Here is a 21,852-nt window from a genome sequence, read left to right as displayed (position 1 = left end):
TTCACGCATTTGTATTCATCAGGAAAACCGGATTTCCTCGCCGCGAAAGATCGCGGCAACCAACGCCGGCGACGACGGGAAGTAGCCGTGAAAATAGCTGGCCAACAGATTCTGGTGGCGATACACCGCCTCTCCGTCAGAGCCGGCCTGCTTCTTCGCCCTGGCCGCAGGTTGCCAAGGGGTCTCAAGACTGGAATGGTGATAGGTATGACCCCGCAACCCGCCCAGCTGGGTCTCCAGACTTTGCAGGCCCAGCGCGGTCAAACGGTTAGCCATGGTAGCGCGCCCGGGTACCAGGCCCAGCAGGCCATGCACCGTGCCGTCTTTGTCTGCCAGCTCTTCGGCACAGGCCATTAGCCCGCCACACTCTGCCAGAATGGGCTTACCGGCCTGATGAAAGGCGCGGATCGACAATTGCATAGGCTGGTTTTCCGCCAAGCTCCGGGCATGCAGTTCCGGATAGCCGCCCGGCAGCCAGAGCGCGTCGGCCATCGGTACTTCCGAATCGTGCAGGGGCGAAAAATACACCAGCTCAGCGCCCATGGCTGTGAGAAGATCCAGGTTGGCCCGGTAGATAAAGCTGAAGGCCGCATCCCTGGCCACGGCAATCCGGCGCCCGGTCAGCAGCGGTTCTGGCCTCGGTGGTGCTTGAAAATGAAAAGGTACGGGCTTGGGAAGTACATCCAGACCCGCTGATGTCAGGACTTCGGCCGCTCTATCCAGCCGATCACTGAGGTCGTCCATTTCTGCCGCCTGGACCAGCCCAAGGTGCCGGTCCGGGATATTCATGGCATCGTTTCGGGGTATCGCGCCCAAAAGGCTGATGCCATCCGGCAGGCTCTCCCGTAACAGCTCGCCGTGGTAGGAACTGCCAATCTTGTTGGCAATTACCTGATGAACAGGGAGTTCGGAATCAAAGCTCGCCAAGCCCATGGCAACCGCGCCGAAGGTCTGAGCCATGCCCTTGGCATCAATCACGGGCAGGGCCGGAATGCCTGCCAGTTTGGCCAGGTCGCCGCTACTGGGGCTGCCATCAAACAAGCCCATGGAGCCCTCCACCAGGATCAGGTCGGCGCTCTGGGCGGCCTCGGCCAGCCGCCACCGACACTCGTCCTCGCCGGTCATCCAGGGGTGCAATTGGTAAACCGGGTTACCGGAGGCGACTTCCAGCACCATGGGGTCCAGGTAATCCGGCCCATGCTTGAACACCCGGACGTTACGGCCCGCATTCCGATGCAGGCGCGCCAGCGCAGCCGTAACCATGGATTTGCCCTGGCCGGAACCCGGGGCGGTGATCATGGCGGCGGGGATTTTGTTGTCTGGCATGTGTTGCTGTTCCCTGTCGTCTGAATTTGGTGCAGACGGGCAGCGGAGCAGGGCTTTCCGGGACACGCTGTAAATACATCCCTGTACGCTTGACTGCAGCATCCCTGCTGCAGACAGTCCCGGAAAGCCCTGCTCCGCTGCCCTCGCGATACTTCTGAGCTAGTCTCGTTTTGGCACGAAAAAAGGCGCGCCATCCACTTCCACCGTTGCCAGCTGCTGGTTATACAAACGTTCCAGAGCGTTCGGCACCAGCATCCTTTCTGCCGGGCCCCAGCAGGTTTCGCCATTGGGGTACATCAGCAAAATATGATCACACCAGCGGGCAGCCAGGTTCAGGTCGTGCAGGCACATGAAAATGGCGTTACCCGCTGCCGCCCGGTCAGTGAGCAATTTCATGACGGCCACCTGGTGGTGCAGGTCCAGGTGATTTGTCGGTTCATCCAGCAGCCAGGTGTGGGGCGACTGTGTCATCAGCGTGGCAATCGCCACTCGCTGGCGTTCACCGCCAGACAGGGTGCTGACCAGGCGGTTTTTCAGATGCAGGACATCCAGCGCTTCAAGTGATCTCTCGGCCATGGCCAGATCGTCTGCCCCTTCCATCTGCCAGGGCGCCAGCCACGGATGACGCCCGATCAGCGCGGTTTCCAGTACCGTTGCAGGGAAGCCATCCTGTCGGTCCTGGAACACCAGCCCCAACTGTTGGGAGAGGGCTCTCCGCTTTAGCTTCGTTGTAGGCACATCATTCAGGAACAAAGCACCGGCACGGGGCGCACGAAGACCTGCGAGGGTGTGCAACAGCGTGGTCTTGCCGGCCCCGTTGGGCCCAAGTACGCCCCAAACCTGACCTGATTTTATTGTCAGATCCAAAGGGTAACCGTCGGCCCGGCCAGGAATATCGATGACCAGTTCCCGGGTACTCAAGGCTTGCATTGGGGGGCGTTTATTACCGGACATCAGCGACTCCGGTACAACAGATACAGGAAAGTGGGAACGCCCAACAGCGCGGTGATCACACCCACCGGCAGTTGCTCCGGCGCGATCACAACCCTTGCCAGGGTATCCGCCAGCACCAACAGTGTGCCACCGGCTAACGCACAGGCCGGTAAAATCAGGCGCTGGTCGTTACCAAGCACCAACCGAAGCATATGCGGGACCACCAGCCCTACAAAGCCTATGCTACCGGCCATGGTCACCGCCGTGGCCGTGAGCAGGCTGGCAAGTATGTAAATCAGCCATTCCAGTGGGCGCACTGAAATCCCCAGGGCAGCAGCCTGCATGGGGCCACGGGCCAATACATTCAGACTGCGGCCAAGAGGCACCACCAGCGCACAGACCAGCACCAGCACGCCAAGCCCCGGCCAGGGTGCCCTGGCGTAGGACACATCGCCCATGAGCCAGTACAACATGCCCGGCAACTCTCTGGCCGGGCTGATGGCCAGCATCAAGGTAATGACCGCCCCCCAGCCAGCCGCCACCACAACCCCCGTGAGCAAAAGGCGGGAGGGCGTCCAGCTGCCGGTGCCGTGGGCGAGCCCGAACACCATCAAGGTGGCCAGCATGGCACCGGCAAAGGCAGAACCGGAGATAACCGCGCCGCCGAGCCCCGCCAACATCGCCAGCAATGCCCCCACGGCGGCACCCCCGGACAGCCCCAACACATAGGGATCGGCAAGCGGGTTACGCAGCAGCACCTGCATCAATGCCCCGGCCACCGCCAGCAGACCTCCGGTGGCAAAGGCCGACAGCGTTCTGGGTAGCCGGAGCTCAAGAATCAGAGTACGGTGCAGGTTGGAGCCCTCACCCAGAAACACCAACAGCACATCCGCAGGTGCAATTGCGACACTGCCAATACCGACCGACATCACCATGGCGATCAGCCCCGCTACGGCTAGAACGGTGAGGGGCAGGGTGATCGGGCGTATCACACGGCTACTCCACTAGGGCCGTCGGCCACGGGCCACCTCCAGTTTCTCGCAAAACAATTGCGTTCCCTCAAGCATTCTCGGAGTCGGTCGCTGAACCAGTGACGGCGGAATAAAAAAGAGGTTGTTTCGCTCTGTCGCAGTGATACTGGGGAATGCCTGCCAGCGCGCCAGCCAGTGGCGATTCTCCTCACCCATTCCACCCGCCAGAATGGCCTCGGGATTCGCCGCAATCACCGCTTCCGCACTGATCCTCGGCACTAGCCGGTCCAGCTGACCAAACACGTTATCACCACCGCAAAGTTCAATCATTTCACCGATCAGGTGCTGGCTGTTGACCGTCATCAGGGGCTCATCCCAAACCTGGTAGAACACCGGCACCGGATCAGCCTTGGCGTACGCCTCCTGCAAGTCGGCAATGCCCTGACGGAATCGCTCCGCCTCTGCAAAGCCTTCTGCTTCAGTACCTGCCAGTATGGAGATGCGCTCAATGGTGTTGGAGACAGCTTCAAAACTCCGGGGTTCAATGGAGAACACCGGGACGCCCATATTCTTGAGTGTGACCAGCTGCTCCGTCGGATTCCCGGTTACCCAGCCAATCACAAGATCCGGCTGCAGCTCCAGCAGCCGTTCCATATCCATGCGGGTATGGCTACCCACTGAAGCGACCTCTCGGGCTGCCGGGGGATAATCGCTGTAAGCCACCACGGCAACTACCTGATCACCGGCGCCCGCCGCCCATGCCAGTTCTGTCGCCCCAGGCGAAAGTGCGGCAATGCGTTTTGCCGGGTGTTCCAGGCATATCTCCTCGCCCAGATCATCCGTGGCGCAGACATAGGATGCCAGGGCCGGAGATGCCAGCAGCATCCAGCCGAGCAGTATGCTCACACCCTTAAGCTTTCCCACTGGCGCCTCCCCGGCAAGATTATGCAGTTTTATCGGAAGTCATAGCGAATCGAAAGAAACCCTGCGGTTCCCGCCGCCAGGTAGCCTGAACCATCAAATCGGGTTGCCGTCGCGTATTCCTTATCCGTAACGTTCTGAAGCGTCAGCCGTGCTGTCCAGTCCTGAGTAAATTCCCACCCTGCACGAAGGTTGAAGGTGACGTAGCCCGGTAAACGATTTTGATTACTAGCATCATCGTAGCGGTAGCCACTGGCCAGAGCGGTGCCTCCCAGACTCCAGGCGCCCATTTGACGGTCCAGGTCAACCCTCAGCGATTGGTGACTGCGACGACGCAGGCGGTTATCCGTCTCACGATCACGAGGATCCATCAAGGTGAGTTTGACCCCAAGATCCCAACCATTCGACCGCAGACCGGAGGCCAGCTCCGCGCCACGAATACGGGCTTCACTCACGTTGGCAGGCCGGAGATCACCGTTGATGCTCTGGAGTTCAATCAGATTCTCTACGTCCAGTTGATAAAGAGCGGCATCCCAGTACCAGTGTTCGTAACGACCGCTAAGCCCCAGCTCCACGGACGCGCCTTCCTCCGGCTTGAGGTCCGGGTTGCCGGCATAACTGCCACCGAAATCGAATATCTCCAAAGGATAGTAAAGATCATTGAACGTGGGCGCCCGGAAAGAGGTGCCATAACTCACCCGTACCCGGTGGGAACGGTCAAACGAGTGGCCAAGGGCAATGCCACCGGTTTCCTGTCGACCGTATGCCTCGTTGTCGTCGCCGCGAAATGACAACTGAATATCGGAAGGGCCGAAGTTTAAGCGCAGTTGGGTGAATAACGCGGCATTAGTGCGACTGTTCTCATCGAACTCGATGGTGCTTTTCACTTCGTCGGATTGTAGCTCTCCCCCGACCGCAAGCTCGTGCACGCCTGCGGTGAAAGTGTTTTCCCATCGTGCGGTTCGGGTTTTGGTGTTGAATACAGAATCGCCGGCACTACGGAAGCTTTCTTGCTCGTCAGCGGATTCTGAAAGCTGGATGGACGTCGCCCAATAATCACTGACAGGGGTATTCAATGTGACGCCGATGGTCCGGATCATAAAATCCGTGTTGCCACCGTCAAATTCAGTATTGCCCTGTGACTGCATGATGACGAAACTGGCCTCTCCTCCGCTCGGCAATTCATGCACAACACGCCCGACGCCGGCGGTATTGCGAAAACCTTTGTCCTCGCCATCTTTCACAATTCTGGTGCCATCGGTCTCCTTGTGCAGCCCGCTGAGGCTGAACCGGGTTGCGCCGTGAGTCGCCGATGCGCCAGCACTGGTTTTCTGGGTGTTGAAATTGCCTGCTCCGGTTTCAACCCACCCTCTGTTACCGTGCTTTGGATCCAGTGTAAATGCCTGAATGACACCGCCTACCGCGTCAGCGCCATAGAGTGCACTGCGGGGGCCCCTGACGATTTCCACGCGCTCGACCAGATCAGCTGGAAAATACTGCCAGGGCGCGCCACCGCTGGTTGCAGAACGAAGGCGCACACCATCAACCAGAAAGACCGTGGAATCATTCGCAGTGCCACGAGTGAATACACTGGTGTTCTTGCCAAATGACCCGTTAGTGACCAGATCAATACCGGGCTGCGCCGCCAGCAGATCGGTAAACTCGGCAGGCGCCTCACGACGGATGGTTTCTTCTTCGATGACCGTCACCGAAGACAGGCTTTCGCCCACCGTACGGGGGCCAAGCGTGGCAGTTACAACAATAGGTTCAAGAGTATCCGGGGCGGCTTCAGACTCTGAACCACTCGCCGGTAGGGCAAAAGGCATGAACACAAGGGCAGACAAGACTTTGGAACGCTTCATTTCTTCACTCGCTTCGCACCGCACTCACCCGTGCGGTTGATACTGATTCATGCGGAGGAGAAATGTCTGTATTGACGGAGGGTGGAGGGGCGTCGATCAGTTGCATTGGCCGGTTCACCCACCGCCGCTGCCCTCCGCAACGTAGGTGTCTGGAACTCATGGGCTCCAAATTCCAGGCCGGTCTCCGGGCTTCCAGGTGGAGCTGATGCTCCGGGGCAATCACCTTCCCATGCCAGAGGCACAGTGGCGCATTGGATTGCCTTTCACCTGATTACCGTTGCGGGGGCAGCGCCGGGCTCTCACCGGCTTCCCGTTTCACTCACTGCATTCGCCGGACTATCGCCAGTCCGGTTGGAACGCTCAGAGCACCTGAAATTGCGGGCAAGACTATCAACCCGGGTGGGGGTGGTCAATGAGATATGTTAATTCAGACAACGCACTTCCCAGACGTTGCCAACCGGACTCATCAGGCGGCAAACCGAAGCGCAGGGCTGGCGGCTCATCAAAACGCCTGACCAGAATGGCACGACGAGCCAACTCATCCGCTATTGGTGCTGCGTTTTCGTGATGGACCGTGCGAAACAGCAACGTACCGTTGGTTGCTGGCATGCCAGATTTCCTGAGCAGGCCGTCCATCCGCAGCCGTGACGTCTGCAGCCTGCCCAGCGCCTCTATCTGCCATGCCCTGTCAGCCAGAGCTCTTGCCATCAGGTAACGCGCCGGGCCACTGACGGTCCAGGGGCCCAATTCAAAAGCCAGCGCACGGGTCAGCTCAGGTTCAGCCAACACAGCCCCGGCGCGCATTCCGGCCAGGCCGAAAAACTTGCCCAGAGATCGCAGAAGTATCAGACCCGGCGCGCCCGCCCAGGGTTCCAAACCGTGTCCGGGCTCTCCCTCAACAAAGGCCTGATCAAGTACCAGCCAGCCCCCACGTGCCTGCAATCGTTGGTGCCATAGCAGAAGACGGGCCGGATCGACCAGCTGCCCGGTCGGATTATTCGGCTGTATCCACACCACCACGTCCACAGAATCCAGCCAGGTCAGATCGTCTTGCTCTATTGCCTGCTCAGGAATCGCCACCACCTCGAAACCGGCGCGACGCCAGGCATGACCGTGCTCGCGATATCCAGGCACGGGCACCGCCACTCGACCAAGACCATGCACCCTGGCGCGCACGGCGGGCAGGGCCATGATCGCCGCCTGGGATCCCGCCACCGGCAGGCAGCTGGCCCGCTCGGGCGCACCTGCCCAGGAACGGATGATCTTCTCCAGCCCATCGTCCGGCTCTGGCAGTCGTTGCCATACCTCCGGTGGGATGGCCGGCACCGGCCAGGGTACCGGATTGATGCCGGTGGACAGATCAAGCCATTGCTCGCGGGGGATGCCCCAACGCTGTATTGCGGCCTGTAACCGCCCGCCATGCTCCGGGGATTCAGAAAGGTCGAAGGCCGTCATCCGGCACCTCCAGGCACCACCCAGCTGCAGGCAAGGGCGAGGACGAGCAGCACCGACAACCAGAGCATTACCCCGCGCTGTACCAGGGCAATAGCACCTTCGATTGTCGCTGCCGAAGCCCCGGGGCCACGACCTAACACTGGCCGTTCCTTGATGCCATTGGCATAGGGCGCCGGCCCACCGAGGGTCACACCAAGGGCGCCCGCCCCGGCCGACATCACTGGCCCGGCATTGGGGCTATCCCAGGTTCTTGCCTGGGTACGCCAACAACGGAGCGCCACCCGGGTACTTCCCAACAGCGCATAAGTGAGGGCTGTCAGCCGGGCAGGCAGCCAGTTCATGAGGTCATCCAGCCTGGCGGCAAACCGACCGAAGTAAAGAAATCGTGAGTTGCGATAGCCCCACATGGCGTCCAGGGTATTGATCAATCGGTGCAAAACCACACCCGGCAGCCCGGCAAGCAGGTACCAGAACAGACTTGAGAACACCGCATCGGCACCATTCTCCAGCATGGATTCCGAGGCAGCCGCGGCCACCCCCTCGTCGGACAGCGCCGCTGCATCCCGGCTGACAATCCACCCCACCGCTTTCCTGGCTTGGTCACCGTCGCCCGTATTCAATGCAGAGGACACCGCCCGGCCATGCTCCGCCAGCCCCCGTAACGACATTGCGAGCCATACGCCGGCCACTTGAGCCACCAACCATAGCCAGCCGCCCAGCCAGAATTGCAGCGCTACAGCCAGTGCCAGCACCGGCGTGACGACGATCGCGGTTGCCAGCGCACCCAGGCACAGGCTCCTTGCTGCGGCCTGCGGCTGGCCATTCAGGCCAGCTTCCGCCACCGAGGCCCAACGGCCAAAGCCTGCCAGAGGGTGCCACCGGCGCGGTTCACCAACCAACCAGTCCAGTGCAACCGCCACGACACATACCAATACCGCAACCAGAAACGTTTCCAAATGTGGGCTCCATGAATCAGATGCTGGCAAGTCTAACCGAGTGGAGCCTGATCTTGACACCTTCGCCTCCCGGTAAGACCATCCTCGGTTTTCCGCCCACAAGGAATCATCGTCATGGCCCTGCCTCAAAGCTGGCTAGCACCGCCCCCCGCCCCCTCAGCCGAACACGCCGCACTTGCCGCAGCGCGACAGCAGGTTCTGACCAAACCGCCAGGCTCTCTCGGGCAACTGGAGCAGCTGGCGATTACCCTGGCGGCCCTGAACGGCACAGACAGGCCAACCGTTGATCCTGTCCGCATGGTGGTGTTTGCCGGTGATCATGGCGTATGTGCTGAAGGTGTTTCCGCCTTTCCCCAGGAGGTCACCGCCCAGATGGTTGCCAACTTCGCCGGCGGTGGCGCGGCCATCAGCGTTATGGCCAGGGAACTCGGCGCCAGCCTGGAAGTTGTGAACCTGGGCACGGTCGGAGAGGTACCGATGCTCCCCGGCGTCATTCACCAGATTATCGGCCCCAGTACTGCAAATATGGCCGAAAAATCCGCCCTGGGCACGGGCCAGGTAGCTGCTGCACTGACCAGTGGCGACCAGGCAGCCGAGCGATCGGCCAACGCCGGATGTCGGCTGTTCATCGGTGGCGACATGGGTATCGGCAACACAACCAGTGCCGCCGCACTCGCCTGCGCATTGCTTGACCTGCCACCCGAGAGGCTCGTCGGGCCGGGCACCGGCCTTGACAGCGAGGGGGTCACTCGCAAAGCCCGGGTGGTCTCCAAAGCACTGGCCCGGCATGGCGACGACCGAAACGCCTTGTCTGTGCTGACTTCTCTCGGCGGCTTCGAGATTGCTGCGTTGACCGGTGCCATCCTCGGCTGCGCAGCCCGCAAGATCCCGGTATTGGTCGATGGCTTTATCGTCTCGGCCGCCGCTCTTGTGGCGGTTAGCCAGCAACCCGGAGCGCGTGATTGGCTCATGTTTGCGCACCGGTCTGCCGAGCCCGGTCACGACGCGGTGCTGGAAGCACTTGATGCGACCCCACTGCTGGACCTGGGCATGCGCCTGGGTGAGGGCAGCGGCGCCGCCGTTGCCCTGCCTTTGCTTCGGGCAGCCTGCGCACTGCATAACAACATGGCCAGCTTTGCTGATGCCGGCATCAGCGGAAAATCCGGGGAGTAGAATCATGACAACCACCGTGATCGACCTGATACGCCATGGCGAACCCGAGGGTGGGCAAATGTTCCGGGGCAGCAAGGACGACCCGCTGAGCCCCGTCGGCTGGCAGCAAATGGAAGCCGCCGTCCACGGTCACGACCATTGGGATGCCATTGTCAGCTCGCCGATGACACGGTGCCGCCTGTTTGCAGAACAGCTCGCGCAAAGACGCAGGATTCCCCTGCACATCGAAGATGACCTGCGGGAAATCGGATTTGGTGACTGGGAGGGGTTAACTTCGCGGCAGGTCCAGGAACGTTATGGCGACCATCTCAGCCGCTTCTGGCAGGACCCCATAAACTCCAACCCGCCCGGCGGTGAAGCCATTACCGACTTCTACCAGCGAGTCACCCTCGGGTTTGATCGCTGGCAGGACAAACTTGCGAGTCAGCGTATCCTGGTGGTTTGCCATGGTGGCGTTATTCGCATGGTGCTGGCCAACGTGCTGGGCATTCCTCTGGAGAAATCGTTTGCCGGCTTTTCCGTACCCTATGCCTGCCGCAGCCGGATTCAGGTAGACCAATCCGAGTTTGGCACCTTCCGCAGCCTGGTCAGCCACCAGCCTTGAGGGTCAGTGGCAGACCAGCCACCGACATCACCACCTCATCACAGCGCTGCGCGAGTGCCTGGTTGAGCCATCCCAGCTCGTCGGCAAAGCGACGGGTGAGGGGGTCCATGCCGATGGTGCCCAGGCCTACCTCATTGGTGACGATCACCAAGGGGCCTGGATAAGTTTCCACGGCAGTCAGAAAGGCGGCACGTTCAGGCTGAAACAGCGAACGGTCGGCGAACAGGAGATTACTCAACCAGAGACTCATGCAGTCCACTAGAACCAGCGGCGAGGTACCATGCCCGTGAGCCAGGTCTGACAGCGCCCGGCCAAGGTAAACGGGCTCCTCAACCAGCTGCCAGTGTGCCGGGCGTTGTTGCTGGTGGCGCCGGATCCGCAGGGCCATTTCATCGTCACCGGCGGTGGCGGTAGCCACGTAGACCACGTCTGCGCCGGCGTCGCGTGCCCGTTGCTCCGCCAGCCCCGTTTTTCCAGACCGGATACCACCGGTAACCAGTAACTTGTTGACCATAAAACACTCTCTCGTGCTTACCCACCGTGGCCAAGGTACACCAAGTGAACAGACAGCTGCTATAGTTTGGCCAGACTCTGGAATAAGCGGCCAGCCAACCGCAAACATTTAATCAAGACTCAGTCACTCTGGAGAGCCCATGCAGGCCGAACTGTTGGACATCCGCAACCACATTGCCCAATACCCCCCGTTCAATGACATGCCTGAAGAACTTCTTGAACGGGTTGTCAGCGGTATTGAGGTGGCCTACTACCGCGCCGGCACCCAGATACTTGAACTCGGCCAGACCAATCATTGGCTCCACTATATCCGCAGCGGCGCCGTGGAGATTTTCCGCCGCTCCGGTGAGCTGTACAACCGCGTGGGCGAGGGCGAAATCTTTGGCCAGTTCGGATTGATGATGAACAAGAAAGTCCGGTTCCCCGCCAAAGCCATCGAAGATTGCCTGATCTACAAGATTCCGGATACCACCTTTCAGCATCTGTGGGAAACCGACGAAAACTTTGCTGACTTTGTTGAGATTGAAGACCGCAGCCGACTGCGTTCGGCGGTTTCGCGTAGAGAGAAATCCAACGAACTGATGACCGCCAAGGTTACCCGCCTGATATCCCGGGAACCGGTTTCCGCTCCGACCACCGTTCGCCTGCAGGAAGCCGCCAGAATCATGACAGACAATGGCGTATCGGCGCTGCTGTTGATGGATGAAAGCGGCGAACGCCCGAAATTGCAGGGCATCATCACCGACCGGGATCTACGTACCCGTGCGGTTACCCATGCCCTGGCCTCGGAAACCCCGATCAGCGACATCATGTCGGAAGGGCTGATCACCATCAGCGCCCGCTCCTTCATCTTCGAAGCCATGCTCACCATGCTCCACAACAACGTGCACCACCTGCCGGTGATGGAAGGCGACGAAGTGCGGGGCGTGATTGCGTTGTCAGACATCGTCAAGTATGAAAGTCAGAGCAGCCTGTACCTGGTGAGCAACATCTACCACCAGAACGACGTCAAAGGCCTGAAGAGAATCAGCCTGGAAGTCCGCGACAGCTTTGTACGCATGGTCAATGAAGACGCCAACTCCCACATGATCGGCAGCGCCATGGCCGGTATCGGTCGCAGCTTCAGCCAACGCCTGCTGGAACTGGGTGAAGAAAAACTCGGCCCGCCACCGGTTCCCTACTGCTTCATGGCCCTGGGCTCCATGGCCCGGGATGAACAGCTGGTCGTTACCGACCAGGACAACGCCATGGTGCTGGACGACAGTTTCATCCCCGAAGAGCACGATGAATATTTTATGGCGCTGGCCAAGTTCGTGTCCGATGGCCTGGCCGAGTGTGGATACACCTACTGCACCGGCGATATCATGGCCACCAACCCGAAATGGCGGCAACCGCTGAGTGTGTGGAAAGGTTACTTCACCGACTGGATCGAAAATCCCAAGGCGGAAGCCCTGCTCAACAGCAATATCTTCTTCGACCTGGATGGCATTTACGGGCAAACCGACTTTACCGAACAGTTGAAAACCCTGATTGTAGAGAAAGCCAGCGGCAGTCAGCGCTTCCTTACCTTCCTGGCCAGGAACGCCCTGAACCGAACACCACCGCTCGGTTTCTTTCGCACCTTCGTGCTTGAGGAAGACGGCAAGCACCAGAAAACATTCAACCTCAAGCGCCGGGGTACAGCGCCATTATCCGATTTGATCCGCGTACACGCCCTCGGATGCGGCAGCCGCTCCCAGAATTCCTTTGAGCGACTGAAAGACATTGCCAAAACCAAGCTGCTGCTGGAAGACGATGCCGGCAACCTGCGCGATGCCCTGGAATTCATCTCCATTGTTCGCATCCGCCACCAGGCCCTGGCCATTGAAGAGGGGCGAGAACCCGACAACAACGTACGCCCGGAAGACCTGTCCCCGTTCGAACGCAGTCATCTGAAAGACGCCTTCCAGATCGTCAGCAACGCCCAGAAGTTCCTGCGCTTCCGTTACAACGCCGGAGGAGCCACCAGGAATGTCTGACAGCATCAAAAGCGGGAACAGCAAACAGGACTGGCCAGACAACTACCGAAAAGCCGCGGAAAAAGCGAAGGATGCCCGAATCCGAGCTCTCTACCAAGCCGGCTGCCCTGACCCGCAAACTCCCATTAAAGAGGTGCCACTGGTCGCCCTCGACTTCGAAACCACAGGCCTGGATGCCGACCGCCATTCCATCATCAGCATCGGCCTGGTCCCCTTTACCCTCGGCGGCATTCAACTCGGCAATGCCTGGCACCAGATCGTCCGGCCGCAACTGCCGTTGCAGCAAGACACCGTCACCATCCACGGCATCACCCACAGTGAAATCGAACACGCCCCGGACCTCGCCGACGTGCTCGACACCCTGTTCCAGCACCTCAACGGCCGAATCCCCGTGGTCCACTACCGCAACATCGAACGCCCGTTCCTGAACCGGGCCCTGCAGTGGCGCCTGAAAGAACAACTCCGCTTCCCGGTCATAGACACCATGGCCATCGAAGCCCACCTGCACCCCAACCGAAACCCCAGCCGCTGGCAGAAACTCATGGGCAAACAGCCCATCTCCATCCGCCTGGCCGACAGCCGAACCCGCTACGGCTTACCACACTACGCCGGCCACAACGCCCTGATAGACGCCATCGCCACCGCCGAACTGTTCCAGGCCCAGGTGCAGCATCATTTCGGCACTGATACGCCTATTGGAGATCTTTGGGTCTGACCGCCATAGCCCCAAAGCCCTGCAACCGCTAGAATGACCCCACACCAACCAAAGAGCCCAAAGTGACCGAACAAATCACCAAAACCACCCCCCTGGACGCCTTCCGTCGCGCCAGAAGAATGTGGCTAAAAGGGGAGAAAATCAGCCTCGCCGCCCTGGCCGATGACCTGCACATCGGCCGAGCTACCCTGTTCCGCTGGGTCGGCAACCGAGACCTCCTGATTGGTGAAATCCTATGGTCGCTCTATGAGCCTCTGTATAAAGAAGCCCGGGCCCAAACCCCCGGCCATGGCGTAGACTACGTGGTCGGCGTATTCCGCCACATCAACATGACCATTCTGCACTTCAGCCCCCTGCGCAAATTCCTGCACCAGGACCCTGAATACGCCCTGAAAATGCTCACCTCGTCTCACTCCACCCTGCACGCCCGCACCGTGGAAGTGAACACCCGCTTACTGAAAGACGAAGTGCGTGCCGGCCACCTGAGCCCACCCATGAACATCCAGAGCCTGTCCTACTTCATGGTGCGCATCGCCGAATCCTGTCTGTACAGCGATATCATCGGCGGCCGCGAACCCAGGGATGAAGAGCTGGAAGATGCCTGCACCGCTGTGCGCATCCTGCTAGGCGGGAAAGTCTGACAACATCTGCGCTGGCAGAACCGTGCAACGCAGGCTAATCTGACGCAATAACGCCGGGCCCCGGCCCGTTCAAAAGCAGACCACAAACACCCGGAACCAACACCCGCAAAGGAGCGCGACATGCCGTTACACCAATCCATTAGCCAGAAACTGTTTACGCCAATCATCATTGCACTCGCCCTGATTGCCCTCACACTCGCCCCCCAGGCTCAGGCTCGCGACCTGACAGAAAAAACCGTCCGGTCATTCATCGACAGCCTCGGCGCCGCCGAAACCCTGGCCGAGGACCACAAAGAATTTCTAGATGCCCTGGAAGCCGAGCAGGACGAGAACATGGATTTCTCCAGACTCTTCTCCGACAGCCTTAAAGACTTAGAAGGGCACGCGGTGCACGGACAGCTGGAGAAGTTGGTCAAGCGGTATGGATTCTCCAGCCTTGAACAATGGGGACAGACGGGGGACCGGGTTTACCAGGCCTGGTTCGCTCTGGAAATGGATGAGCAAGGGGGAGCGCCCCAAAATGAAATGCAGCAAGCCTTGGCTGAGATCGAAAACAGCCCTCATATGACAGAAGAACAAAAAGCCCAGATGCGTGCCATGCTGCAATCGGCGACTTCTGCCTTGGATACTGCGATGAATGCCCCGGAAAGCGACAAGCGTGCGGTTCGCCCGTTTATGGACGAATTGCGGGCCCTGAGCGAGGATGACGAAAGCGACTGGTAAGTAGTAACCGCTAGAAAAAGAAAACCCGGCGACTGTCTCCAGCGCCGGGTTTTCTTTTTGGCGGGCTATCAGCCGGGCTGATTACGCCAGCAGGTTGTAGACAAACACGATTGCTACAGCAATCGGCGTCACAAACCGGATCAGGTTGTACCACAAGCCAAAGGTGCTTTCCTGCAGAGCCAGGTCGCTCTTCAGAGACTCCTTGGCCACGAACCAACCCACGAAGATGGCGGTCAGCAGGCCGGAGAGCGGCAGCATGATGTTGGCGGTGAAGTAGTCCAACAGATCGAAGATGGTCTTGCCTTCGAATGCAGCGAACATACCCAGCGGTGCCACATCGGCCCATACGTTCAGTGACAGGATCGACGCGATACCCAGCAACCAGCAGGCAACACCGGCAATCACGGCACTGCCCACACGGGCAAAGCTGGTTTTCTCCTCAATCCACTCAACCACTGGCTCCAGCAGTGAGATGCCGGATGTCCAGGCGGCGAACAGCAGCAGGACGAAGAACAGGGTGCCAAACAGGGTTCCCATGGGCATGTTGCCGAACGCCAGTGGCAAGGTCTGGAAAATCAGGCCCGGGCCGGCACCGGCTTCAAGGCCGTTGGCGAATACCACCGGGAAAATAGCCAGGCCAGCCAGCAGGGCCACGACGGTATCCATGATGGCCACGGTGACTGCCGTGCGGCCGATAGAGACATCGCGGCTCAGGTAAGAGCCGTAAGCCATCATGATGGCCATACCCAGGCTCAAGGTGAAGAACGCATGACCCAGGGCCACCAGCACACCGTTAACCGTCAGGGCACTGAAATCCGGATTAAACAGGAAGGAAACCGCTTCCCCGAAGTGGCCGGTGGTGGTGGCATAACCCACCACCATCAACAGCAGGATAAACAGGGCCGGCATCAGAATGGTAACCGCACGCTCCAGGCCGCCTTTCAGGCCGCGGGCGACAACCAGCACGACCAGAGCCATGAACACCGTGTGCCAGAGCAGGAGCTTGGCCGGGCTGGCCAGCAGGCCGCCGAACATTTCACCCACGGATTCGGCAGTACCGCCGGTGAAATCACCCATGGCGGCGTGGCCAACATAGGAGGCAGCCCAGCCACCGATCACCGAGTAGAACGACAGAATGATGAAGGCCGCCAGCATGCCGATGATGGCGGAAATTCGCCAGCCGGACGATGCCAGGTTGCGCTCAGCCACCAGGCGGAAACTGGTGATCGGATTGTGGCGACCATTCCGGCCGATAAACACCTCGGCCATCATGATGGGAATACCGATGATGAAGATACAGAGCAGGTAAACCAGAACGAAGGCACCGCCGCCGTTCTCACCAGTGACATAAGGGAACTTCCAGACGTTACCGAGACCAACAGCAGAACCGGTTGCTGCCAGAATAAACGCGAACTTGGACGACCAGAGTCCGCGAGCCCCGATACCGCTGTCTGATGCGGAGTTGGACTGTGACATGAATTTTCTTCCTGTGCTTTTGGCTATAGGAAACTACGAATTGTGAGGGCGCCAAACCAATGGTTCAGGCCATTGGTGCGGGATTCTGCCAGCACTGGCGCGGTGATGCCAGTGCTGAAATGTTGTTCAGTGGTTTCTGTCGACCACACAGATCCAACCGGCCAGCGCTAACTAGCCAGATTTACTGACAAACCGGGCAATCAGATCCTTCAGACCACGGGCCATGCCACTGAGCCTGTCGCTGCTGTCTTTAGCGGCTTCAGCCTGCTCGTCGCTCTGGTCGGCAAGGCCGGCGATGTTCACGATTTGCCGGTTGATCTCGTCCGATACCTGACTTTGCTCCTCGAACGCGGCCGACATGGTAATGAAACTGTCGGAAATCGAATCCACCGAACCCACAATGGTTTGCAGGGATTCTGCCGCGCCCTGCACCCGGGCCAGACCCTGGCTGGCGATTTCCTCACCAGAACGTACGGCCTGAATGGTTTCATCCACCTGGGCCCGAAACTGATCAATCACCTCATGGATCTTGACGGTGGACTGCCGGGTTCTCTGGGCCAGGGACCGCACTTCATCGGCCACCACGGCAAAGCCTCTGCCTTGCTCGCCGGCGCGGGCTGCTTCAATGGCCGCATTCAGGGCCAGCAGGTTGGTCTGCTCGGCAATGTCCGAGATCAGGTCGGCCGCTTCACCAATGGTGCGGGTGGATTCACCCAGGCGACTCACCGATTCGCCAATGCCATTCACCTGCTGCACCAGCTGCTCAATCGCGGCAGTGGCCTCACCACTGCGCTGGCTGCCCTCGTGGGCCAGCCGGTTGGCCTGCTCTGCTTCTTTGGCGTTGTGGGTAACGGCTTCCGCGACTTCCTGAATGGACGCGGTCATTTCATTGATCGCCGAGGCGGTCTGGTCCGTCTCCGCCCGCTGCCGGGCAATCGCCGTGGCCCCCTCGGTAATGAAGCCATGGGACGCTCGGGCCTGCTGCAGTAAATGCTCAGCCTGATCGTCAATTCGCGCCAGCGCTGTGCGAATGCGTGCTTCCTCACTGACCAGCACCAGGGCCAACCGCGACATCAGGCCACGCTCACTGCTGTATGTGCGGGCAACGACGGGGTCCTGGAAAGCATCGGGGCGCAACGCGAGTAAACCTTTCAAACGATTGGAAATAGACCCGAACACCAGACTGAAAGCCAGACCATGACCCACCAACACGACCAGCGCTGCCAGCCAGAGCGGCTCGAGTTGCATGGCACCCAAGGTGATTACCAGGGATAACAAAAACGGCCAGCCGGATCGGCCCATCGACATGGCCCGGTTACTGAACGATGACGACAACTTGCCTGCGGAGATACCAGAATAGAGCTTTTCAGCCCGCGCAATCTGGTCCCGAGTGACAGCCACGCGCACGGACTCATAGCCCACCATCTGGCCGTTGTCCCAGATAGGAGTGGCATAGGCACTGACCCAGTAATGATCTCCGTTCTTTGCCCGGTTCTTGACCACACCCATCCAGGCCTTGCCCGCTTTCAGATACTCCCACATGTCGGCGAACACCGCCGGCGGCATGTCCGGGTGGCGAATCAGATTGTGGGCCTGGCCAATCAGTTCGTCCCGGGTGTAACCACTGATGGTTTCAAAATCGTCGTTGCAATAGGTGATCACGCCCTTGAGGGAGGTGGTACTGATCAGGCGCATACCTTCCGGTACGGTAATTTCGCGCTGGGTGACAGGTAGATTCTTGCGCATAGGGGGTCGATGTCCGTTAAACCGGGGAAATTATTTCAGGGCGCAAGCGTAAGTCTGGATGAATATCAAGGAAATATCTAATGAGTTACGCTACGTCACATTAATGTAACGGCACACAACCCGATATCTTGAAGACAAGGCTTGTCAGGGCCCGGCCAGGACCCTTGCCCGGGGATGAAAACGGGCATTCACCCACAGTGAAAACGCGATCACCGCGCCGCCAAGCATAAGGCGCATGAGGTCCGCATCCCGGTTCCAGATCAGCAGGTTCACCAGCAACCCGGCAGGCACCAGGGCATTGTTCATAATAGCCAGGGTGCCAGCATCTACCTCACAGGCACCGCGATTCCACAGGTATAGCCCAAGCCCCGAGGCCGCGAGCCCCAGCCAACCGAGAATGCCCCACTGAAGACTGGTTGTGGGCAGCTTGTCAGCATCACCGAATATCAGGAACGACGGCAAGGCGATCACCAGCGCCCCGAAAAAGAAGTAGCCGAAGGTACGGTAGCCCGGCAAAGCCAGGGCGTAGTGGCGCATCACGTGTTTGTAGCCCACTTGGCCGGCGGCAAAGGTAAAATTAGCCACTTGCAGTAACAAGAAGCCGGTAATGAAATCTTCACTCAGGCCATCGTAGCGGATAATGCCGGCGCCCAGAGTAGCGATGGCTGCCGCCAGCAAGGCCACCGGGGAGAACCGGCGAAACAGGGCATCGTCAATCAGCGTAACGTACAAAGGGGTGAAGATGGTGAACAGCAACACTTCAGGCACCGTGAGGTAACTGAACGAGCGGTACAGGCAAAGGTAGGTAATACCGAACTGCAGCATGCCGGTAATCAGAATACCAAGCTTCATGCCCCCGGGCACACCACGCCAGCGGGTGAAGGGCAGAAACACCAGGGCCGCCAGCAGCACACGGGTAAGCACGGCAAAATCGCTGTCTACCCGGCCAGCCAGGAACTCGCCGATCAAGCTGAACGAAAACGCCCACAGCGCCGTTACCAGAACCAGAAGAACCATACCACCGCACCTGAGATAAACCGGACCGCTACTGTACCGTTTTTGCCGGCATTATCCAGTACGGAAGGCGGTGCAAACCCCTATAAGCTGCCCGACCGCCAATCGGGTACCATGTCCGCCTCTGACAGGTACAACCCTGACGAACCAACATCGAAACCAGCACCATGGACGAAAACCACCAACCGTTACCCGAAGCCCGACAGCCCCTTGTTCGCCGCACGCTGGCGGAATGGAGAACCCTGGCCATTCTGGGCGGGCCGATCCTGATTGCCCAGGTGGCACAGATGGCCAATGGGGTTATTGATACCGTTATGGCGGGCCACGCCAGCGCTCGGGATTTGGCCGCGGTAGGCATTGGCAGCAGCCTGTGGATGCCACTGTTTCTGTTTTTCATGGGCATGCTGGGGGCGCTGCAACCGATCATTTCCGGCTACAACGGTGCCCGGCAGCACTCGAAGATCATGCCGGCCACCTGGCAGGGCATTTACATCGCAGCCGGCGGCACGGTGATCATGGCGTTGTTGCTGACCAACGTACACCCGGTACTGGCGATGCTGAAGATGGATACAGAGACTGCCGGCATCACCCAGGGATACCTGAACGCCTTCGCCTGGGGCATTCCAGCCCTGCTTCTTATGAACGCTCTGCGGGGACTCACTGACGGCCTCGGCCACACCAGGGTAATCATGGCTTTCTCTGTACTCAGCACGCTGATCAACCTGCCGCTGAACTACATCTTCATTTACGGCAAGCTCGGCCTGCCCGCCATGGGCGGTGTGGGCTGCGGCTGGGCGACATCGCTGTCCAACGGGACGGCCGCCATTGCCTTACTGATCTACCTGAACCGGAGCCGTACCTTCCGCCAGTTTCACCTGCTGGCCGACTGGGTGAAGCCCAACTGGCGGGGAGTTCGCTACATTCTGGGTATCGGTGTGCCCATTGGCTTCACCATTTTTGTTGAAGCCAGCATGTTTTCAGTCATTGCCCTGTTCCTGGCACCCCTGGGGCCGGTGATTGTGGCCGGACATCAGATTGCGCTGAACGTGGTGTCGTTGTTGTTCATGCTACCGCTGAGCATAGGCATGGCACTGACGCTGCGGGTGAGTTTTCTGGTGGGTGCCCGGGCGCCGGATACCGCCCGGCTGATTTCCCGTAGCTCACTGATCCTAGCCTCGGCGGTTGCCCTGATCTTTGCCACGTTGCTGTTTGTGTTCTCCGCACAGATCGCCGCACTCTACACCGGCGACCAGGCCGTGCGGGATGTCACCATTCGCCTGCTGGCGTTTGCCGCCATGTTCCAGGTTGCTGATGTGATTCAGGTAACCTGCATCAGTGCGCTCAGGGGCTATAAAGACACCCGCATTCCCATGTTCATTATGCTGTTTTCGTTCTGGGGGGTTGGCCTGCCACTGGGCTACATTCTGACCTTTACAGACCTGCTTTGGCCGGCGTTGGGAGCGGCGGGGTTCTGGGTGGGGCTGACGGCGGGGCTGACCTCCGCCAGTGTTTTGCTGGGTTGGCGATTGTTTCGCTACCGGCCCGGAAACCACCATCACGGCGAACCCGACAGCCGGACTTCAGTTCAAGCCGGTTCGGCCACCAACTGAGTGTTCTTATCTGCAAATACAATCCGATCCCGCCCGGTCTCCTTGGCCTGATACAGCGCTTCATCAGCCCTCGCCAACCAGCTCTCCACGCTCTCGCCGTGGCCCAGCAAGGCGACACCAAATGACGAAGTAACCGGGCCACCGGGGTACTTGAGATGCCTGCGCAACACCTGTTGCAGGTTGTTCATAACCGCCTGCAGGCTGGACCCATCCACACCGGGCAGCAATAACACGAACTCCTCACCGCCATAACGGAACAGCTGATCAGACTTTCGTGTGTTGCGTTCAACCAGCGCCACCAAGTCCGTCAGCACATTATCACCGACGCCATGACCATACACATCGTTGATTTTCTTGAAGTGGTCGATATCCAGCATCACCAGGGCATAGGGTAGCCCGGATCGCTCAGCATTGGCAGCAGCCGCATCCAGTTCCTCATCCATGGAGCGGCGGTTCTTGACACCGGTCAGTGGGTCGATGGTGGCCAGGTGCTCCAAGCGTTCCCGCTGATCCTGGTTACGATAGGCAAAGACATAGGCACAGGCGCTGACCACCGTCGCCGTGGTCGCAAACGTCCACATTTGAACCGTTGAGCTGAAAGCCGTTTCAATCGACATCAGCGCCAGAACGGATAGCAGGTTCAGAATGGCCGCAAGTCGGCTGGATACAAGAAAGAAGGTTGTTACCAGGCAAGGGAATATCCAGAACAAACCCGCCTCACCCATAACCGCACCAACGGTGACCGCGCCCGCGCAGATAATAATCGCCAGGAACATGCCGCTGCGGTATGTGTCGCCGGTGACCCAGGCATAAGCGAGGCTGCCAACGATGCCAGACAGAATCCCGAGATCAACAAAACCGGCGAGCGGATTACCCTCGACAAATCGCAGGATCACGAACGGCGTGATGCCAACGATGGCACTGATGCCAAGCAATGTGATGATCGATAATCGGAAATCGTTTTTTAGCCGATGAAACATTCAGATCGGGTCCGACTATGGTCTTAGTTAGTGCACAAGCTTAGCGTAAGCTATGTAAGGGGGCGCTACCGGGCTACGATTCTTAACAATTCTATCTCTGAACACGACACAATGTGACATGCATCACAAAAGTGTGTCGGTTAGTATTCTAAATACACAAGCCTATGCCGGTTTTGACGTCAGAATATTGAAAGAAGTATTCCGAAGAACAAGAA

19 protein-coding genes and 1 riboswitch are annotated in these 21,852 nt (G+C 59.3%); of the genes, 7 read left to right on the top strand and 12 right to left on the bottom strand.

What is annotated here, in order from left to right; all coding sequences use genetic code 11:
- Positions 1–18: 18 nt before the first annotated feature.
- The 7 genes from RVM24_RS17625 to cbiB form a co-directional block, all read right to left on the bottom strand.
- Positions 19–1,326 (bottom strand): cobyrinate a,c-diamide synthase, encoded by a 1,308-nt coding sequence (locus tag RVM24_RS17625; RefSeq protein WP_431474475.1) that lies wholly within the window; start codon positions 1,324–1,326, stop codon positions 19–21.
- A gap of 159 nt (positions 1,327–1,485) precedes the next feature.
- Positions 1,486–2,256: an ABC transporter ATP-binding protein gene (locus RVM24_RS17620; protein ID WP_230714182.1), complete on the bottom strand. Its 771-nt coding sequence runs from the start codon at positions 2,254–2,256 to the stop codon at positions 1,486–1,488.
- Positions 2,257–2,279: 23 nt separating this feature from the next.
- The gene (locus RVM24_RS17615) at positions 2,280–3,194 is read right to left on the bottom strand and encodes a FecCD family ABC transporter permease (RefSeq protein WP_061331429.1); all 915 of its coding nucleotides are present in this window, start codon (positions 3,192–3,194) and stop codon (positions 2,280–2,282) included.
- 69 nt (positions 3,195–3,263) lie between these two features.
- Complete coding sequence (locus RVM24_RS17610; protein ID WP_061331430.1) at positions 3,264–4,115, bottom strand: cobalamin-binding protein; 852 nt, start codon at positions 4,113–4,115, stop codon at positions 3,264–3,266.
- A gap of 68 nt (positions 4,116–4,183) precedes the next feature.
- On the bottom strand, positions 4,184–6,013 hold the full coding sequence (locus RVM24_RS17605; protein ID WP_230714100.1) for a TonB-dependent receptor domain-containing protein: 1,830 nt from the start codon (positions 6,011–6,013) through the stop codon (positions 4,184–4,186).
- A 158-nt stretch (positions 6,014–6,171) separates the two neighbouring features.
- Positions 6,172–6,364: riboswitch (cobalamin riboswitch) on the bottom strand.
- A gap of 39 nt (positions 6,365–6,403) precedes the next feature.
- Entirely contained in the window at positions 6,404–7,468 is a 1,065-nt protein-coding gene (gene cobD / locus RVM24_RS17600) for a threonine-phosphate decarboxylase CobD (protein WP_230714098.1), read from the bottom strand.
- Positions 7,465–8,424 (bottom strand): adenosylcobinamide-phosphate synthase CbiB, encoded by a 960-nt coding sequence (gene cbiB, locus RVM24_RS17595; RefSeq protein WP_230714097.1) that lies wholly within the window; start codon positions 8,422–8,424, stop codon positions 7,465–7,467. The genes cobD and cbiB overlap by 4 nt, the downstream gene beginning before the upstream one ends.
- A 114-nt stretch (positions 8,425–8,538) precedes the next feature.
- Between cbiB and cobT the strand changes: the two genes are divergently transcribed.
- Positions 8,539–9,597 (top strand): nicotinate-nucleotide--dimethylbenzimidazole phosphoribosyltransferase, encoded by a 1,059-nt coding sequence (gene cobT / locus RVM24_RS17590; protein ID WP_230714096.1) that lies wholly within the window; start codon positions 8,539–8,541, stop codon positions 9,595–9,597.
- Positions 9,598–9,601: 4 nt separating this feature from the next.
- On the top strand, positions 9,602–10,201 hold the full coding sequence (locus RVM24_RS17585) for a histidine phosphatase family protein (protein ID WP_230714094.1): 600 nt from the start codon (positions 9,602–9,604) through the stop codon (positions 10,199–10,201).
- On the opposite strand, the gene cobU is transcribed toward RVM24_RS17585, so the two are convergent.
- Positions 10,185–10,715, bottom strand: coding sequence for a bifunctional adenosylcobinamide kinase/adenosylcobinamide-phosphate guanylyltransferase (gene cobU, locus RVM24_RS17580; RefSeq protein WP_061331229.1), 531 nt, complete (start codon positions 10,713–10,715; stop codon positions 10,185–10,187). The two genes, RVM24_RS17585 and cobU, sit on opposite strands and share 17 nt — an antisense overlap.
- A 139-nt stretch (positions 10,716–10,854) precedes the next feature.
- On the opposite strand from cobU, the gene RVM24_RS17575 reads away from it, so the two are divergent.
- From RVM24_RS17575 to RVM24_RS17560, 4 genes are all read left to right on the top strand, one after another.
- A complete protein-coding gene (locus RVM24_RS17575; protein ID WP_230714092.1) occupies positions 10,855–12,732 on the top strand; it encodes a putative nucleotidyltransferase substrate binding domain-containing protein in 1,878 nt (625 codons plus the stop codon).
- On the top strand, positions 12,725–13,447 hold the full coding sequence (locus tag RVM24_RS17570) for a 3'-5' exonuclease (protein WP_286920649.1): 723 nt from the start codon (positions 12,725–12,727) through the stop codon (positions 13,445–13,447). The genes RVM24_RS17575 and RVM24_RS17570 overlap by 8 nt, the downstream gene beginning before the upstream one ends.
- A 62-nt stretch (positions 13,448–13,509) precedes the next feature.
- Complete coding sequence (locus RVM24_RS17565; RefSeq protein WP_228263890.1) at positions 13,510–14,088, top strand: QsdR family transcriptional regulator; 579 nt, start codon at positions 13,510–13,512, stop codon at positions 14,086–14,088.
- A gap of 120 nt (positions 14,089–14,208) precedes the next feature.
- Positions 14,209–14,811, top strand: coding sequence for a hypothetical protein (locus RVM24_RS17560; protein ID WP_072678760.1), 603 nt, complete (start codon positions 14,209–14,211; stop codon positions 14,809–14,811).
- 81 nt (positions 14,812–14,892) lie between these two features.
- Here RVM24_RS17560 and RVM24_RS17555 read toward each other — a convergent pair whose 3' ends face one another.
- The 3 genes from RVM24_RS17555 to RVM24_RS17545 all read right to left on the bottom strand — a co-directional run bounded on the left by RVM24_RS17555 (position 14,893) and on the right by RVM24_RS17545 (position 19,050).
- A complete protein-coding gene (locus tag RVM24_RS17555; protein WP_286920648.1) occupies positions 14,893–16,287 on the bottom strand; it encodes a sodium-dependent transporter in 1,395 nt (464 codons plus the stop codon).
- Between the two features lie 171 nt (positions 16,288–16,458).
- Positions 16,459–18,033 (bottom strand): methyl-accepting chemotaxis protein, encoded by a 1,575-nt coding sequence (locus tag RVM24_RS17550; RefSeq protein WP_431474474.1) that lies wholly within the window; start codon positions 18,031–18,033, stop codon positions 16,459–16,461.
- A 144-nt stretch (positions 18,034–18,177) separates the two neighbouring features.
- Complete coding sequence (locus RVM24_RS17545) at positions 18,178–19,050, bottom strand: carboxylate/amino acid/amine transporter (RefSeq protein WP_058092806.1); 873 nt, start codon at positions 19,048–19,050, stop codon at positions 18,178–18,180.
- 164 nt (positions 19,051–19,214) lie between these two features.
- Between RVM24_RS17545 and RVM24_RS17540 the strand changes: the two genes are divergently transcribed.
- Complete coding sequence (locus RVM24_RS17540) at positions 19,215–20,657, top strand: MATE family efflux transporter (protein WP_082780510.1); 1,443 nt, start codon at positions 19,215–19,217, stop codon at positions 20,655–20,657.
- Here RVM24_RS17540 and RVM24_RS17535 read toward each other — a convergent pair.
- On the bottom strand, positions 20,633–21,637 hold the full coding sequence (locus tag RVM24_RS17535) for a GGDEF domain-containing protein (protein ID WP_061331237.1): 1,005 nt from the start codon (positions 21,635–21,637) through the stop codon (positions 20,633–20,635). The two genes, RVM24_RS17540 and RVM24_RS17535, sit on opposite strands and share 25 nt — an antisense overlap.
- Positions 21,638–21,852: the final 215 nt, after the last annotated feature.

Origin of the sequence: Marinobacter sp. KM021, from assembly GCF_050707965.1 — a bacterium.
Classification (GTDB): domain Bacteria; phylum Pseudomonadota; class Gammaproteobacteria; order Pseudomonadales; family Oleiphilaceae; genus Marinobacter; species Marinobacter shengliensis.
This window is presented reverse-complemented; position numbering and strand designations above follow the sequence as displayed.